Origin of the sequence: Haloferula sp. BvORR071 (genome assembly GCF_000739615.1) — a bacterium.
GTDB lineage: Bacteria > Verrucomicrobiota > Verrucomicrobiia > Verrucomicrobiales > Akkermansiaceae > Haloferula.
The window spans coordinates 216005-231326 of the sequence record NZ_BATP01000059.1 but is presented as its reverse complement, the minus strand read 5'-3'; the positions used below and the strand labels follow the sequence as shown (position 1 = coordinate 231326).

At 62.9% G+C, this 15322-nt stretch carries 14 protein-coding genes; 8 read left to right on the top strand and 6 right to left on the bottom strand.

Annotation, left to right across the window (positions count from 1 at the left end; genetic code table 11):
- Positions 1 to 2: 2 nt before the first annotated feature.
- Positions 3 to 635 (bottom strand): nucleoside monophosphate kinase, encoded by a 633-nt coding sequence (locus tag BV071_RS30120; RefSeq protein ID WP_035615473.1) that lies wholly within the window; start codon positions 633 to 635, stop codon positions 3 to 5.
- Positions 636 to 775: 140 nt separating this feature from the next.
- A complete protein-coding gene (locus BV071_RS30115) occupies positions 776 to 1648 on the bottom strand; it encodes a hypothetical protein (protein WP_035615471.1) in 873 nt (290 codons plus the stop codon).
- 111 nt (positions 1649 to 1759) lie between these two features.
- On the opposite strand from BV071_RS30115, the gene BV071_RS30110 reads away from it, so the two are divergent.
- From BV071_RS30110 to BV071_RS35985, 5 genes are read left to right on the top strand one after another with little or no spacing between them, the layout of a single operon-like run.
- A complete protein-coding gene (locus BV071_RS30110; RefSeq protein WP_035615469.1) occupies positions 1760 to 2362 on the top strand; it encodes a 3'-5' exonuclease in 603 nt (200 codons plus the stop codon).
- Positions 2363 to 2411: 49 nt separating this feature from the next.
- The gene (locus BV071_RS30105) at positions 2412 to 3581 is read left to right on the top strand and encodes a 1-acyl-sn-glycerol-3-phosphate acyltransferase (protein WP_035615467.1); all 1170 of its coding nucleotides are present in this window, start codon (positions 2412 to 2414) and stop codon (positions 3579 to 3581) included.
- Positions 3574 to 4530 carry a phosphatase PAP2 family protein gene (locus BV071_RS34560; protein ID WP_075091043.1) on the top strand — a complete coding sequence of 319 codons (957 nt, stop codon included), beginning with the start codon at positions 3574 to 3576 and terminating at the stop codon, positions 4528 to 4530. Before BV071_RS30105 ends, BV071_RS34560 begins: the two co-directional genes overlap by 8 nt.
- A complete protein-coding gene (locus BV071_RS35990) occupies positions 4415 to 5974 on the top strand; it encodes a PEP/pyruvate-binding domain-containing protein (RefSeq protein ID WP_265595082.1) in 1560 nt (519 codons plus the stop codon). The genes BV071_RS34560 and BV071_RS35990 overlap by 116 nt, the downstream gene beginning before the upstream one ends.
- Before the next feature lie 51 nt (positions 5975 to 6025).
- A complete protein-coding gene (locus BV071_RS35985; RefSeq protein ID WP_265595081.1) occupies positions 6026 to 6838 on the top strand; it encodes a PEP-utilizing enzyme in 813 nt (270 codons plus the stop codon).
- A 5-nt stretch (positions 6839 to 6843) separates the two neighbouring features.
- On the opposite strand, the gene BV071_RS30090 is transcribed toward BV071_RS35985, so the two are convergent.
- From BV071_RS30090 to BV071_RS30075, 4 genes are read right to left on the bottom strand one after another with little or no spacing between them, the layout of a single operon-like run.
- Positions 6844 to 8178, bottom strand: coding sequence for an aminotransferase class III-fold pyridoxal phosphate-dependent enzyme (locus BV071_RS30090; protein WP_035615464.1), 1335 nt, complete (start codon positions 8176 to 8178; stop codon positions 6844 to 6846).
- 19 nt (positions 8179 to 8197) lie between these two features.
- Complete coding sequence (locus BV071_RS30085) at positions 8198 to 9670, bottom strand: NCS1 family nucleobase:cation symporter-1 (protein WP_035615462.1); 1473 nt, start codon at positions 9668 to 9670, stop codon at positions 8198 to 8200.
- A 51-nt stretch (positions 9671 to 9721) separates the two neighbouring features.
- Complete coding sequence (gene hydA, locus BV071_RS30080) at positions 9722 to 11161, bottom strand: dihydropyrimidinase (RefSeq protein WP_035615460.1); 1440 nt, start codon at positions 11159 to 11161, stop codon at positions 9722 to 9724.
- Between the two features lie 39 nt (positions 11162 to 11200).
- On the bottom strand, positions 11201 to 12700 hold the full coding sequence (locus tag BV071_RS30075; RefSeq protein WP_035615458.1) for a CoA-acylating methylmalonate-semialdehyde dehydrogenase: 1500 nt from the start codon (positions 12698 to 12700) through the stop codon (positions 11201 to 11203).
- Between the two features lie 95 nt (positions 12701 to 12795).
- On the opposite strand from BV071_RS30075, the gene BV071_RS30070 reads away from it, so the two are divergent.
- From BV071_RS30070 to nagA, 3 genes are all read left to right on the top strand, one after another.
- On the top strand, positions 12796 to 13665 hold the full coding sequence (locus tag BV071_RS30070) for a nitrilase-related carbon-nitrogen hydrolase (protein ID WP_035615456.1): 870 nt from the start codon (positions 12796 to 12798) through the stop codon (positions 13663 to 13665).
- 46 nt (positions 13666 to 13711) lie between these two features.
- Positions 13712 to 14032, top strand: coding sequence for an SLBB domain-containing protein (locus BV071_RS30065; RefSeq protein WP_035615455.1), 321 nt, complete (start codon positions 13712 to 13714; stop codon positions 14030 to 14032).
- A gap of 88 nt (positions 14033 to 14120) precedes the next feature.
- Complete coding sequence (nagA, locus tag BV071_RS30060; protein ID WP_035615452.1) at positions 14121 to 15317, top strand: N-acetylglucosamine-6-phosphate deacetylase; 1197 nt, start codon at positions 14121 to 14123, stop codon at positions 15315 to 15317.
- The last annotated feature ends 5 nt before the right edge of the window (positions 15318 to 15322 follow it).

The following is a 15322-nucleotide window of genomic DNA, read 5'->3' as shown; positions in this document are numbered from 1 at the left end:
GGTCAGGCGATGTGTTGAGCGGAGTCCTTGAAGACCGGCAGGGACACGATCTTTCCGATGATGTCGTGCAACACCTTCACGGGCGGCTGCGTGGCATCAATGTCTGTGACCAGGCCATGTGAGAAGTATTCAAGGATCGGCTTGGTCTCCGCTTCGTAGGTGGCGATCCGTTGCTGAATCACGCGCTCAGAGGCATCATCGATGCGGTTATCCTTCAGCGCCCGCTTGCGCATGCGGCGGGCCAGCTCGCTGCGATCCGGGCAGGAGAGATGGAAAACTTGGTGAATATCGAGGAACTGCTCGATCATCTCAGCTTGCGGCACGTTGCGCGGGATACCGTCGAGGACCAGGAAATCGATATCTGGCTTGTAGACGTGGGACTCGCGCCAGTTGTCCACTTGGGCCTTCCAGAGCTCGATGGTCAGCTCGTCCGGCACCAACTCACCGCGGCTGGAATAGTCCACGAAGCGCTGGCCGATAGAGGTGCGGGTATCCAGCGAGCGGAAGACGTCACCGCAAGCGCAGTGGAAAAAGCGCGGGATGGAGCCCAAGACTTTGCCTTGAGTCCCCTTCCCCGACCCCGGTGCGCCGAGGATGAGGAATGCCGGTCGTTTGATCTCGAATGCCTTTGACATGGAATGCGTGGGAGGGCGTGAGCTTAGGACGGAGGAGAATTGCCGCAAGCCCGATCAGGAATACCCCGGAAAGGTGATCGATTTTGTGCCGTTTCGTGCGGAATCTTGCTCCGAATCGGCCCTCCAAGACCTGAATCGGATCAGGATTTGGCCAGAACAAAGAAGATCGGCAGCGGCACAATCATCGCCGCATCCGCCATCACCCGCAATGCGTCCATCGAGTAATTCGAGCGCAGGCGGTTGAGCACGTAGATCAGCGCAGTGGAAATCAGCACCGCGTAATAAAAGGAGCGGCTGCGATTCTCCGAGTCCATCACCGCCAGTCCGATGCAGGCTGCGGCGAGCACCGTCAGCGGCACGGTCAGCGCGAGGTCATTCGCCGCGCCCTGCTCGACATCGTTGGACGAGCGCGAGTTTTCCCAGAAGTGGATCGCGGAGATATTCAGCGTGCAGAGCACCGCGAAGGTCAGCATCTCGGCCGAAAGGCAAAGGCCGATCGACTGCAGGCCGAACTCGTAACTATCGGGTGCCCACATGTGCGCACCGAAGGCCGTGCCGAAGGAGAAGGCCAAGCCGGCGGCGAGATTCCTGAGATGCGGAATCTCCCGGTCCTGCTTGGAGAAAACCGTCAGCGAGAAGAAGATCACCACCAGGAACAGGATCGGCTTTCCATATTCGATCAAGGGACCGAAGGGGATGCCGTAACCGGCGATCAAGGCGGAGCCCACCAGCGCAATCAGCCCCAGAAAGCCCATCACCTTGGTGTGCTTCTGGTGAAACTCATGCCGAGGCCCCAGCCGGGGATCGCCCGGTGCCAGCATCTTCACATCGAGGATGCGGTCGAAGATGTAGATCCCCCAAACCGCCAGACCGAGCGCGGCATAGTGCTCCCAAGTCAGGATCCCGGGGACCCAGATCTTCTTGAACATGCAGAGCCAAACGATCGCGACGATCGGGGCGTCGAGACTCAGGAGATTCGGCCAGAGCCAAAATGGTGTGCGGCGTTCCGGCATTCGCGGGGCCGGACCTTCAGCGACCGATCCCACCTTGGCAAGCCCGGGAAGATCCCCGGATGTGGGGATTTTCAGATGGCGGCTCCGGGCGGGGCATGCTGCGCTGGGCGCGTGCTAATCGGGGACTGCCGCTTCACGGCCATCGATTTTGAGTCGGCGGGTGCCGCCCGCGGGCGGACGGACGTGCCGGTGCAGGTCGGCTTGGCCGGCTGGACGCCCGGCAACGGGCACGGCGAGACCTTCGTTTCCTACTTGGCTTCAGAAGTCCCCATCACCTGGTCAGCCCGCAAGGTCCACGGTATCCGCGATGAGGATCTGGCGGGGGCACCGGGGTTACTCAGCCTGTGGCCGGAACTGAAGCGCCGTCTCGCGGGGGCTGTGGTGGTCGCTCATGGCAAGGGCACGGAGAAGCGTTTCCTCCGCGCTTTCCCCGGTCATGGCTTCGGACCTTGGGTCGATACCCTCTTGCTAGCGCGAGCGGCATGGCCGGAACTCGATGGTCACTCGCTCTCCGGTATCTGCGAGGCGCGTGGGCTCTCCGCCAAAGTGGCCGCGATGATACCCGGCCGCCGCTGGCACGATGCCCTCTACGACGCGGTGGCTTCTTTGATCCTGTTGGAAGACATCGCTCACACCTTTGACCTCACCGCCAAGCCGCTGGAATGGCTACTGGCCCCGGATACCGGAGTCTGGCACCGCAGCCGTCGGGCATGAGACATCATCGCCTCCAGCGATGATTAAGCACAAGGTATCGATTGGGAGGATGGCACTTACCCCGCTAGTCATCTTCCTCGTGCACTCGCTTTCCTCCACTACCGGCACCGCATGGCATCGCCTGCTACACCGCTGCATCTGCGCCGTGTGGTTCGATCGGGTGATCGTCACCGGAAGTCTGCCGAAGGAGGGCCCCCTGCTACTGGTCTCCTGCCACCGCAATGGCGCGGTCGACGGCTTTCTCCTTCACTCGGTTCATCCACGGCTGGAGTTTATGATTGCCGGCCGTTTGGTCCGTCAGTGGTGGCTGCGCGTGTTCTTCTCGGGTATCCCGGTTGAGCGCCCACAGGACGGCAAGGCCGACAACTCCGGGTCGATGGCCCAGTGCCTGCAATATCTGCAGCACGGCGGTGCTCTCTGCGTCTTCCCGGAAGGCACCAGTAGCTTGGGGCCTCACCATCTCCCTTTTCACTCGGGCGCGGCTCGTTTGGCCCTGGCGTTTGAAGAAGCCACCGGCCGCTTGCCACAGATCGTTCCGGTAGGTCTGCACTACGAGGATCCGGGTCATTTCCGCTCGCGCGTGGAAGTAACCATCGGTGAGCCGCTAGAGGTCTCTTCCGAAGGTCGGCGCCTGGTGGCCCTCAAGAACGCGATCAACACCGGCCTGCTCACCGTCGGCACGAACTTTGAGGACGCCTTGCACCAGGAAATCGCAGAGAGGGCGGCCTCACACACGAACGGTTCCCGCTACCACCGCTTGAAGGCATGGGAAGGCAGCGTGCCTGCGGAACTTTCCTCGCGCTGGCAAAGACTTCGGCACGGCTCGCGGGAGATGGTGGCGGAAGCGCCCCGCTCGCCTCTTCCCCTGTTGTTAGCCCCGCTGGCACTCCCCGGCTACCTGCTCAATGCGCCCGTCTTCATGGCCGCCCACGTCATTGCCCGGCGCCTTGCCGCTGGTCCGAATGTGGTGGCCCTGTGGAAGATCCTGGCGGGTAGCGCGGCTGCCGCGCTCTGGATGCCACTGGCACTCGCTGGCTCAGTCTGGGCTTGGGGCCCGAAGGGCGCGGTCGCCTATGCCATCAGCACTGTGCTGGCAGTCCGCTCCCGGAATCCACTGCGCGCGGCGTGGAGAAAACTCCGCTGGCTGCTGGCGTCCCCCGCCGAACGGAAGCAGATTCGCGAAATCCGAGCGCTGCTCACCCAACCAAACCATGCCTGATCGCCCGAAATTCCTTTGGCACGAGTCCGCCTACCTTCTCCTCTGGCTGGGCTTGGGAATCTCCCTGCTCTTCAAAGGCATCGCGCGGCCAACTGACTTGGCGGTGCTCGGCGTGCAGGCTGCCAGCTTCCTGGCCCTACGGCGGATCCGCCCGCAGGGGCCGTGGTGGCAAGTCCGCCTCTGGCTGCCACTGGTCGCCCTGAACCTTTCCTACTTCTGGCTCGGTGGTGCCATCCCGCGCCTGCGCGAATGGCGGGCAGACCCCGTGCTCTTCGAGATCGACCGGATGCTCTTCGGCGACTGCCTGGCGATACGGGTGATGCCTGCCGTCTCCGGCGCCCTGCGCGAGCTACTATCCGCGGCGTACTTGTTCTTCTTCCCGCTCTGGGTGGGCGGCTACATTTTCGCCGCCTACCGCGGAGGAAAGACGCAGCTCCGCTATGTGACCGGCTTTCACCTGATCTTCGCGATCGGTTTCGCAGCCTATACGACTTTCCCCGCAGCCGGCCCCTTCAAGGAATCCACCCTGGCGGCACGCATCGGTCCGATTGCCCACCCTGGCTTCTTCTCGGATCTGAATTACCGGATCGTCCAGAGCGGCTGCAATGGCGTGGATGTATTCCCGAGCCTGCACACGGCGATCACTGTCTTTGTCCTGCTCTCCGCCTTCGCGGCATCGCGCCGCTTGGGCAGCTGGCTGGCCATCCCCTGCTTGCTGATCATCTGCGCCACCATCGGCCTGCAGTACCACTACGTCGCGGATGTCGCAGCAGGCACCCTGTTCGGCGCGGGCATCTGGGCCCTGACCCGATCAATCTCTTTCCAAAACGATAATGAAATCTCCTTTGGTTCTGACCCTGCAAGATCCCGCAGCGAGCGACCCCGAGCTGAGCGGGGGGAAGGGCTCGCGGCTGGCGAAGCTCCAGCGCGAGGGCTTCCCCGTTCCTGACGCCTTCATCGTCAGCTCCGGCGCCTATCGCGAGTTTGCAGCGCTTTGCGGCAGCTCCGATCTCACCTCGATTGGCGAATCCTTGGCCGGCACCTCGCTGCCCGAGGCCCTCGAGTCGGAAATCCGTAGCCTCTTGGAACGCTTTGGGCCGGGGGCTTACGCGGTGCGCTCATCCTCAACCATGGAGGACTTGGCCGAGTCCGCCTTCGCCGGGCAACACGAGACTTATCTGAACGTCCGCAGCGCCGATGCAATTCTCCAGCGGGTGCGGGATTGCTTCCTCTCGCTCTGGAGTGAGCGCGCCGTCGCCTACCGCAGCCAGCGCGGCTACGATCATGCCCAAGCCAGCATGGCCGTGGTGGTCCAGCGCATGATCCCCTGCGAGGCCGCCGGCGTTGCCTTCAGCCTCGATCCGGTCAGCGGTGACGCCCGGCGTATCCTGATCGATGCGAACCATGGCTTGGGAGAATCCGTGGTCAGCGGCGAATCGCCGGTCGATCACTGGGTCCTCGACCGCGAGCGGCTGGAGATCCTCGAAGCCAAGATCGCCGTCAAAGCCCTTCAAACGATCGCGGTCGCTGAAGGCATCCGCCACATCGATCTAACAGGCGATGCCTCCACCCTGCCCTGCCTGAACGATGAACAACTCCGCTCGGTCGCCCGCCTGGTGCTCGATGTGGAAGCCAAGGCCGCCTTCCCCCAGGACATTGAGTGGGGCTTTGCCGGGGGCAAGCTCTGGCTATTGCAGGCGCGCGCGATCACGACTCTCCCGGAACGCTGGACCCGGGACGAATCCGCCGAACGCTTCCCCGGCCCGATCACACCACTGACCTGGGAATTCGTCGAAGCGGGCTTTCACGACTCGCTCGCGTGGTCGCTCCGGCTGATGGGGATGCCGCCCTGCCCCGGGCGCTGGTTCGCGAGCTTCGATCACTACATCTACGGCAACCAGAATCTGGTCGAGCGCTACTGCCGCCTGCCCTTCGAGGCCAACAACCTCGATCAGCTGGAGGATCTGGTCCCGCGCTTCCGCGATGACTTCCGCTGGGTTCAGCAATTGCCGGTGGACTGGATGCGCGATCTCGACGGCTATCTGATCGGGATCGGCCGCGCTTGCGCGACAGACCTCGCCTCGCTCAGCGATCGCGAGCTGTGGCAGCAGGCGAAGGACCTGGTGCAACACGGGTCTGACTATTTCCGCCCGAACATTGCCATCTCCATCACTCACGGACTGCTCTGCCGGCTCTTGCATAAGCTGGTTTCCTTCGTCGCGCCGCAGGAGGAGGTCACAAGCCTGTTCCAATCCCTGCTGGCTTGGGGAAACACCAAGACCTCGCAGATCAATCGCGAACTCCAGGAGATGGCGGCCATGGTCCGCGGCGATGATGCTTTGCGGGTCGAGTTGGCCGCCGGAACCATCGATCTCCATCCGGCCTTCGAATAGCGCTTCGAGAAATTCCTCAGCGACCACGGACACCGCGAGACCGACTTCGACATGTATCACGCCCCCTGGGGTGATGCTCCGGGCGTCGTGCTGGACCACATCCGGGCGCTGGCGGAGACCCCGGCCGCGGCATTGGACACCGAACGTCAGGCGAAACTGGCCTCACACGAAGCGGAGCAGCAGTTCCTACAACTTACCCCGGAGCCATGGCGCTTCTTCTTCTCGGAGCTGCTCCGTCTCGCCCGGGTTTACACCCAGCTCGATGATCTGGAGCACTACCACACCACCCGCCTGAACCGGCCGATCCGTCGGGCCATCGCAACACTGGGCGAGCGACTGGTGAAGCGCGGCCTCGTGGACGAGCCGCTCGACCTCTTCTTCGCCAAGACCGCACAGATTGACGCACTCCTCATCGCGGACACGGAGGAAGAGCAGCAAGCATTCGCGATCGCGGTCCGGGAAAGCAAGCAAGCCTACCTAGCCGCCGCAGCCCGCGAACCGGCATGGACGCCGGGAGGAGACGAATGGTTAGAAGAGCATGCCGAGGGGCCTCTAAAGGGTCTGCCCGGCAGCCCCGGCATCGCCGAAGGTCTCATCCACCATGTGCGCGGCCCGGAAGACTTCGCCGGTTTCCCGGTGGGCGCCGTCTTGGTCAGCCGCACCACGAATCCAGCTTGGACTCCCCTCTTCCACCTGGCTGCGGCCGTTATCACCGAGAGCGGCGGACCGCTCTCGCATGGCGCGGTCACGGCTCGGGAACTCGGCATTCCCGCCGTCATGTCAGTTCCCGGCTGCCTCTCGCGCCTCCCTCAAGGCAGTCGCGTGAAGGTCGATGGCCTGCGCGGATTGGTGATGGCGGGGTGAACCGCTCACACCTCGCCGATCGCCTGATCGATCACCTCTAGCACAAAGTCGGCATCCGCCTCGGTAATGCACATCGGCGGCTTGATCCGCAGGGTATTCCCCCACAAGCCACCCTTGCCGATCAGCAGGCCCAGCTCCTTGCAGCGTTCGAAGACCGCCGCACACTCGTCACGGGCCGGCTCCTTGGTCGCACGGTCCTTCACCAGCTCCACACCCAGCATTAGCCCTAGCCCGCGGACATCGCCGATCAATGCATGCTTCGCGGCAAGCCGGTTGAAACCTTCGCTCAACTTCGCCCCGATCTTGAGCGAGTTCGCCTGAAGCCCCTCCTTCTCGATCACCCGCAGCACCGCCCGGCCTTGCGCCATCGAGACTGGATTGCCGCCGAAGGTATTGAAGTGAATCCGGGTCGCCAGGGTCTGCGCAATCTCCGGTGTCGTGACCACCGCGGCAAGCGGGCAGCCATTGCCGATTCCCTTCGCCATCGTGACGATATCCGGGATCACGCCCTGCGTCTCGAAGCCCCAGAAGTGCGTGCCCGTCCTGCCGAAGCCTGCCTGCACCTCATCCGCGATGCACAGGCCACCGGCCGCGCGGGCATGCGCATAAGCGTGCTTCAGATAGCCATCGGGAAACACCACCGTGCCACCGACGCCTTGAATCGACTCGGCAATGAAGGCCGCGATCTTGCCTGAGCTACCGAAGCGGATCAGATCCTCGACATCCGCGGCATACTTGCGGCCAGCCTCCGGATCATCCTTGCCGAAAGGACCGCGATACAGATCCGGCATCCGCGCATGCTGCACCCCATAGGAGTGCGGCACGTTGAACTTCCAGGTGTGGTGCGAGGTCAGGGCCATCGCGGAAGGGCTGCCGCCGTGATAGGCATTGCGCAGCGCGATCGCATCGTAGTTCCCGGTGTAGGCCCGGGCCATCAACATCGCGAGATCATTGGCCTCGGAGCCCGAGTTCACGAAATAGCAGACCTTCAAATCGCCCGGCATCTTCGCCGCGAGTTCCTTCGCATAGAGCGCGATGTTCGGGTGCAGGTAAATCGTGGTGGTGTGGGAGATCGTTTCGTTCTGGAGATTGGCCGCGGCCACCACTTCCGGATGGCAATGGCCCACGCTCACCGTGACGATCCCGCCGAAGCCATCCATGTAGCGGCGGCCCGTTTCGTCGAAGAGGTATTGCCCTTTCCCTTCGACGATCATGATCGGCTTCTTGTAGTAGTGGAAGATGCCGGGGCTGACGTATTGCTTGCGCAGGGCGAGCACTTCCTCTGAGGAAGGACCCTCGTAAGGCATCGGGGTGTAGTCGAAGGGTGGGAGCGTGGCCATGGGTTTGGAAAGGTTGGGATCAGGCGGGGATCTTCAGGTTACCGAGATGGCGGAACAGCAGGTAGAGCGCGAAGGCGAGGGCGAAGCCGACGAACCAAGCCTGCTTATAGAGCACTTCCAGGAAGTCTGGGACGGCGGCAGCATCCACTACCTTGATCTCCACGAGGAAGCCGGGGAGATTCGGCAGGACGGCCAACACAAAGGCTCCGAGAGCGGCGTAGCTGACGCCATTGGTGTAGCGATACTGCCCGTTCGCGCGATAGAGGTCGTCCACGTCGAGCTTGCGACGGCGGATCACGAAATAATCCGCGATCATGATGCCAGCGATGGGACCTAACAGGGCACTGTAGCCAATCAGCCAGGTGAAGATGTAGCCGTTGGGATCCGCAACCAGCTTCCAGGGCATCATCAACACGCCGACAATACCGGTGATGAAGCCGCCGGTGCGGAAGGAGATCTTGCTCGGTGCCAGGTTGGCGAAATCATTCGCGGGGCTGACGACGTTGGCGGCGATGTTGGTAGCAAGGGTCGCGATGCACAGGGCGAGCATCGCGATGACCAGCACGGCAGGATTCGTGAAACGCGTGAGCACCTTGACCGGATCCCAGATCCCATCGCCACCATAGATGACGGCGGTGGCTGATGTCACGGCCACCCCGATGAAGGCGTAGAGCCCCATCGTCGGTGCCAAGCCGATCGACTGGCCCAGGATCTGATCCTTCTGCGAGCGGGCGTAGCGGGTGAAGTCCGGGATATTGAGCGAGAGCGTGGCCCAGAAGCCAACCATGCCGGTGAGCGCGCCGAGGAAGAAGAGCGGAAACTGCCCCGCCTTCGGCTGGCCGGGCCCGAAGACGGAGGGCTTCGAGAGCATCGGCCCGAAGCCACCGGCAGCGCTATAGGCCCAGCACAAGAGGGCGAGGCCGAGAAGAATTAGCAAGGGAGCCTTGATCGAAAGCAGGATGCGGATGGTGTGGATCCCGCGGTAGATCACCCACATGTTGATGCTCCAAAAGAAGAGGAAGCAGAGAAGCTGGCTGGCATTGATGCCGATGCCGGAGATTGGCTCTCCTGCCGCCATCGCTGGGAAAAAGACCGCGAGGATCTGGTGTATCGCATCGCCTCCAATCCAAGCCTGGATGCCGAACCAACCGCAGGCAACGAGGGCTCGCAGCACTGCCGGGACATTCGCGCCAAGGGTGCCGAAGGAAGCCCGGCAGAAGACCGGAAAGGGAATGCCGTAAGCCGCACCCGCGTGGGCATTGAGGATCATCGGCACCAGCACGATAGCATTGCCAAGGAACACGGTGAGCACCGCTTGCCACCAGTTCATGCCCTTCTCCACCAGGCCCGAGGCGAGCATGTAGGTGGGGATGCAGGCGGCCATGGAGATCCACAGCGCCGCGAAGTTCCACATCGTCCACGTTCGCTTCTCAGGCGGGACCGGGGCGAGGTCCTCGTTGGTTAGATTGGCGTCGTGGGCGGGATGATGCATGGAGAGGATGAGAGATTCAGAATCTCAAATTTCAGATTTCAAATTTGAGATTCAAGAAACGGCCTTGGGCTCGCGCGGCAGAAAGCTCCCCCACCCCTTAGCTCCGCACCACTCCCCATCCCTCACCATCACCTTCCCCCGCACCGTCACTGTCTCCGGCCGCCCTTGGATCGGCCAACCTTCGAAGGCTGAGTAGTCGGTCGCCATCGACTGGCTGGCCACAGTGATCAAGCCGGTGAAGTTCGGATCCCAGATCACCAGATCCGCATCGCTTCCCGGCGCAATCTCGCCCTTTCGCGGGTAGAGTCCGAAGATCTCCGCTGCCCGCGTGCTGGCCACCCGCACAAAGGTCTGCAGGTCGATCCGGCCTGTCGCCACGCCGTGAGTGTAGAGCAACTTCACCCGCTCCTCCACGCTCGGGATCCCATTCGGGATCAGCGTGAAGTTGGCGGCGTTCCCGATCGGACGAAAAGAAGCATCCACTGCCTTGCCCGCCTCGGGATGCCCCATGTGCTTCTGCGTGACGTAGTCAAAGGGCGCGTGATCCGTGGCCACGGTATCAATTGTCCCATCAGCCAAAGCCTGCCACAGGTAGTCCTGCTGTTCCTTCGCCCGGATCGGCGGGCTCATCACATACTTCGCCCCTTCGAAGCCCGGCTTTTGGGCATAGGAGCTATCGAGCGTGAGATACGGTGCCACCGTCTCGATCCCCGCCTTCACCCCACGCTCACGCGCGGCCATGATCGCCTCCACCGCCGGCTGGCAACTCGTATGCACCACATACACCTCGGCACCCGTCATCTCGGCGAAAGTCATGAGGTGATGGCAGCCCTCCGCCTCCACCGCCATCGGTCGCGATGGCTCGTGCCACTCCGGCCCGGTCTTACCCTCGGCCACCAGCTTCTTCTGGGTCTCCGCCACGAGGTCGGCATTCTCGCAATGCGCGGTGACGATCACGCCCAGATCCTTCGCCAGCGAGAGAGTCTGATAGAGTTCCGTATCCTCGATCCCGAAAGCCCCCTTGTAGGCCAGGAAGACCTTGAAGGACGAAATCTTCTCCTCCTCCACCACGGCCTTCAGCGCGGCGGGCGTGGTTTGATCGAAACGAGTGACGCCCGCATGGAAGGTGTAGTCGCAGGAAGCAAGCCCCGCCGCCTTGCTCTTCCACAGGCGGATCGCCTCCAGCGGATCTTCCTTGCGGGAGGGGCAGCACATCTCAATCAGCGTCGTGGTGCCACCCATCAGCGCAGCCTTACTGCCACTCTCCCAATCGTCCTTCGAATAGGTGCCCATGAAGGGCAGGTAAATGTGCACATGCGGATCGATGAACCCGGGGAAGACATACTTGCCCGTGGCATCGATCACCTCCGCCCCATCAGGTGTCTGCAGATCCCGCCCGATGGCAGTGATCACTCCATTCTCGCAAAGGATGTCGGCAGTACGCCGTTCCTTGGAGGTGATAATGTCGCCATTGCGAATGAGAAGAGTCATAGGAAATACCGAGTGAACTAGAGGCTGGCGGCTATCGCATCACTTCGCCCACACCTCCCCATCCCCGAAGGAAAACCACCGCGTCGTCGTCGTCTTCCGCTTGGTGAAAAACTCAACACTCTCTTTCCCTTGGATGTGGAGATCACCGAAGAACGAATCATTCCACCCGCTAAAAGGGAAGTAGGCCAGCGGCGCCGGCACACCCACATTGACACCTACCATCCCCGCACTGACCTGCCTGCGGAACTCCCGCGCTGCCTTGCCGGAATTCGTGAAGATCGCCGCGCCATTGCCAAAAGCCTGCCGGTTCGCCAGCGCGATCGCCTCATCGAGCGTCTTTGCCCGAAGCACCGCCAGCACCGGCCCGAAGACCTCCGTCTCCATCAGCGGATTATCCGGCGTCACCTGATCGATCACCGTGGGCCCTAGGAAGAACCCCTCAGGCGCCTCGTCCACCTTGGTCCTCCGCCCATCTGTTAAAACCTTGGCCCCCGCACGTTCACCGGCATCCACCAGCCCCACGACCCGCGACCGGTGCTCGGAAGAAATCACCGCCCCCATGTCCGGCTGGCCCTCGCGTACATCCGTCGGCCCGACCTTCATCGCGCCCACCAGATCTGCCAGCGCTGGCAGCAACTTGTCCCCCGCATCCCCAACCGCCACCGCCGTCGATCCCGCCATGCAGCGTTCACCCGCACAACCAAAGGCTCCGTCCTTCACCGCCTCCACCGTGCGTTCCACATCCGCATCGGGCATCAGGATCACGAAGTTCTTCGCCCCGCCCGCGGCCTGCACCCGCTTGCCGTTCAGCGAGCCCTTGCGGTGAATCTCCCGCGCTACCGGCGTCGACCCCACAAAGGAAATCGCGGCAACATCCGGGTGCTCTAACAGCGCATCCACGCACTCCCGCCCGCCGTGCACGATATTCAGCACACCCGGCGGCAGCCCTGCCTTCTCCAGCAGCCCGACCACCCGCTGCATCGTCAGCGGCACCTTCTCGCTCGGCTTGAGCACAAAGGTATTCCCGCATGCAATCGCGATCGGCCACATCCACATCGGCACCAACGCCGGAAAGTTGAAGGGGCAAATCCCCGCCACCACCCCCAGCGGATGCCGGTCGGTGTGGCAATCGATCCCCCGCGCGATATTCTCCAGTGACTCGCCCATCAGCAGCGTCGGGATCCCGCAGGCAAACTCCACCACCTCGATCCCCCGCCGCAAATCACCGCGGGCCTCGGAGAGCGTCTTGCCATGCTCTGTCGAGATCCCCAGGCAGAGTTCCTCAAACGCATCCTCTAACAAAATTTTCAAGCGGAAGAGCACTTGTGCCCGCTCGCTCGGCGGCGTGTCCCGCCAGTCGGGGAATGCTGCCTTCGCCGCCGCCACCACCTCATCCACCTCCGCCGTACCGCACATCGGCACGCTGGCGATCGGCTTCCCGCGGGAGGGATTGTAAACCGTGCTGCTACCCTGCCCCACGACTTCCTTCCATTTTCCCCCGACATACAGCGGGCAAGCTTGCTCCACGGCTCCGTTCATGGTTTGACCAGCATGCGGATTGGCATGCCAATCGCTCTTCTAGCGGATTCCATGCCGTTCCGGCAAGACAAGACGACCTCAACCCGACCCCAGCCATGCCACGAATCGTTCGCGCCGGCCTGATCCAGTCCTCCTCCACCCACCCGGGCGACGCCGAGCCAGCGGTGATCCGCGAGGCGATGATTTCCCGCCACATGGCGATGATCGAGGACGCCGCCAAGCAAGGCGTGCAGGTTCTCTGCCTGCAGGAGCTCTTCTACGGTCCCTACTTCTGCGCGGAACAGCAGACCCGCTGGTATTCCATCACGGAGCCGATCCCGGACGGCCCCACCACGCAGCTCATGATGGAGACCGCCAAGCGCCTCGCCATGGTCCTCATTGTCCCTATCTACGAGGTCGAGCAAACCGGCTTGTATTACAATACCGCCTCCGTGATCGATGCCGATGGCACCTACCTCGGTAAGTACCGCAAGCACCACATCCCCCACTGCCACCCCGGCTTCTGGGAGAAGTTCTACTTCCGCCCGGGAAATACCGGCTACCCCGTCTTCCAGACCGCCGTCGGCAAGATCGGCGTCTACATCTGCTATGACCGCCACTTCCCGGAGGGCGCCCGCTGTCTGGGTCTGAATGGCGCCGAGATCGTCTTCAATCCCTCCGCCACCGTCGCCGGCCTCAGCGAGTATCTCTGGAAGCTGGAGCAGCCCGCCCACGCCGTGGCGAATGGCTACTTCGTCGGTGCCATCAATCGCGTCGGGACCGAGCAGCCTTGGGCTATCGGCGAATTCTACGGCCAATCCTACTTCTGCGATCCCCGCGGCCAGATGGTCGCCGTCGGCAGCCGCGACCAAACCGAACTGATCGTCGCCGACCTCGATCTCGAAATGATCGAGCAAGTCCGGAACACCTGGCAGTTCTACCGCGACCGCCGCCCGGAGTCCTACGGGCCGATCGTGGCACCATGAAGAATTAACTTTGCAACACAAAGTCCATTGGGTAGATCGAGGCACCATGAAGACAATCATCTCCGCCTTGTTCGTTTCCTTGTTGGCCCTCGCTCCGCTCCACGCTGCCCAAGAAGACAAGCCAACTGTAGTAGTCGGCGGCCAAGTGCGTGCGCCCGGGCCGGTTGAGTTCAAGAAGGACCTCACCCTTTTCACGGCGATCCAGAGCGCGCGGGGTGCCACCGAGTTCGGTGCCCTCAATCGTGTAAAGCTGATCCGCGGCAAGGAGGCTAAGACCTACGACCTGCGCAAGGACGAGAATAAGACCTTGAAGCTGCAGGCTGGCGATGTGATCGAGGTCCCGCAGAAAAACTTCATCGGCAGGTAAGCGCGGAGATCGGGGAGAAAATCCGCATTTACCCCACGTAGGGATGCGGCACCGTGGCGGAGCATTCATCTCTGCCCGCTTCCCGTTTATGCGCTACGCGATCACCAATGGCACCATCCTGAGCCCCCGCGACAAGCTTCGCGGGGGCACGGTCGTGGTGGAAGACGGCAAGATCCTCGGCATCCACGCCGAACGCATCGAGGTTCCTGATGCGCAGAACATCGATGCCGCGGGCGGCTACATCGCTCCCGGCTTCATTGACCTCCACGTCCATGGCGGCGGCGGCTGCGACTTCATGGATGGCACTGCGGAAGCCTTCCTCACCATCGCGGCCATGCATGCCCGCCACGGCACCACCGCGATGGTGCCGACCACTCTAACAGCCGAGACCGAAAGCCTCCTCCGCACCCTCGACGCCTACGAATCCGCCCACCGTCAGAATTCCAGCGGCGCGACCTTCCTCGGCATGCACCTTGAGGGCCCTTACTTCGCCCTGAGCCAGCGCGGAGCGCAGGACCCGCGCTACATCCGCAATCCTGACCCCGACCAGTATGAGGCCATCCTCGCCCACTCCTCCGCCATCACCCGCTGGAGCGCGGCACCGGAACTCCCCGGCGCGATCGAGTTCGGCCTGCGCCTGCGGGAAAAAGGCATCGTCGCCGCCATCGCGCACACGGATGCGCTCTATGATGAGGTCCTGGCAGCCTACCAGAGCGGCTACTCGCTGGTCACCCACCTCTACTCCGCCATGTCCGGAGTCACCCGCCGGAATGCCTTCCGCTACGCTGGCGTGATCGAGAGCGCCCTGCTGCTGGACCTAGACGTGGAGATCATCGGCGATGGCATCCACGTCCCCGCGCCACTGCTCCAACTGGTCTACAAGGTGAAGGGCCCGGACCGCATCGCCCTGATCACCGATGCCATGCGCGCCGCCGGTATGCCGGAAGGCCCCAGCACTCTGGGCGCTCTCGATGGCGGCCTTCCCGTCATCGTCGAGGACGGCGTGGCCAAGCTCTCCGACCGCAGTGCCTTCGCTGGCAGCGTCGCCACCATGGACCGAGCCGTCCGCAACATGGTCCAGCTCGGCGGCGTCTCCTTGGCGGACACGGTCCGCATGGCCAGCAGCACCCCGGCTCGGATCATGGGCGTGGCGGATCGGAAGGGCTCTCTGGACACCGGGAAGGATGCGGATCTCGTAATCCTCGACGCCACGCTCGAAGTCACTATGACCATGATTGCCGGATCGATCGTCCACGACACCCGTGCGGTGCCTACCCTGCCCTGACTCAC

What these genes read in the sequence shown, in the direction of transcription:
- BV071_RS30070 (WP_035615456.1), top strand. Translation starts at nt 12,796, where the DNA reads ATGCCACGAATCGTTCGCGCCGGCCTGATCCAGTCCTCCTCCACCCAC.
- hydA (WP_035615460.1), bottom strand. Translation starts at nt 11,161, where the DNA reads ATGACTCTTCTCATTCGCAATGGCGACATTATCACCTCCAAGGAACGG.
- BV071_RS30075 (WP_035615458.1), bottom strand. Translation starts at nt 12,700, where the DNA reads ATGAACGGAGCCGTGGAGCAAGCTTGCCCGCTGTATGTCGGGGGAAAA.
- BV071_RS35985 (WP_265595081.1), top strand. Translation starts at nt 6,026, where the DNA reads ATGTATCACGCCCCCTGGGGTGATGCTCCGGGCGTCGTGCTGGACCAC.
- BV071_RS34560 (WP_075091043.1), top strand. Translation starts at nt 3,574, where the DNA reads ATGCCTGATCGCCCGAAATTCCTTTGGCACGAGTCCGCCTACCTTCTC.
- BV071_RS30065 (WP_035615455.1), top strand. Translation starts at nt 13,712, where the DNA reads ATGAAGACAATCATCTCCGCCTTGTTCGTTTCCTTGTTGGCCCTCGCT.
- nagA (WP_035615452.1), top strand. Translation starts at nt 14,121, where the DNA reads ATGCGCTACGCGATCACCAATGGCACCATCCTGAGCCCCCGCGACAAG.
- BV071_RS30090 (WP_035615464.1), bottom strand. Translation starts at nt 8,178, where the DNA reads ATGGCCACGCTCCCACCCTTCGACTACACCCCGATGCCTTACGAGGGT.
- BV071_RS30105 (WP_035615467.1), top strand. Translation starts at nt 2,412, where the DNA reads ATGGCACTTACCCCGCTAGTCATCTTCCTCGTGCACTCGCTTTCCTCC.
- BV071_RS30120 (WP_035615473.1), bottom strand. Translation starts at nt 635, where the DNA reads ATGTCAAAGGCATTCGAGATCAAACGACCGGCATTCCTCATCCTCGGC.
- BV071_RS35990 (WP_265595082.1), top strand. Translation starts at nt 4,415, where the DNA reads ATGAAATCTCCTTTGGTTCTGACCCTGCAAGATCCCGCAGCGAGCGAC.
- BV071_RS30085 (WP_035615462.1), bottom strand. Translation starts at nt 9,670, where the DNA reads ATGCATCATCCCGCCCACGACGCCAATCTAACCAACGAGGACCTCGCC.
- BV071_RS30115 (WP_035615471.1), bottom strand. Translation starts at nt 1,648, where the DNA reads ATGCCGGAACGCCGCACACCATTTTGGCTCTGGCCGAATCTCCTGAGT.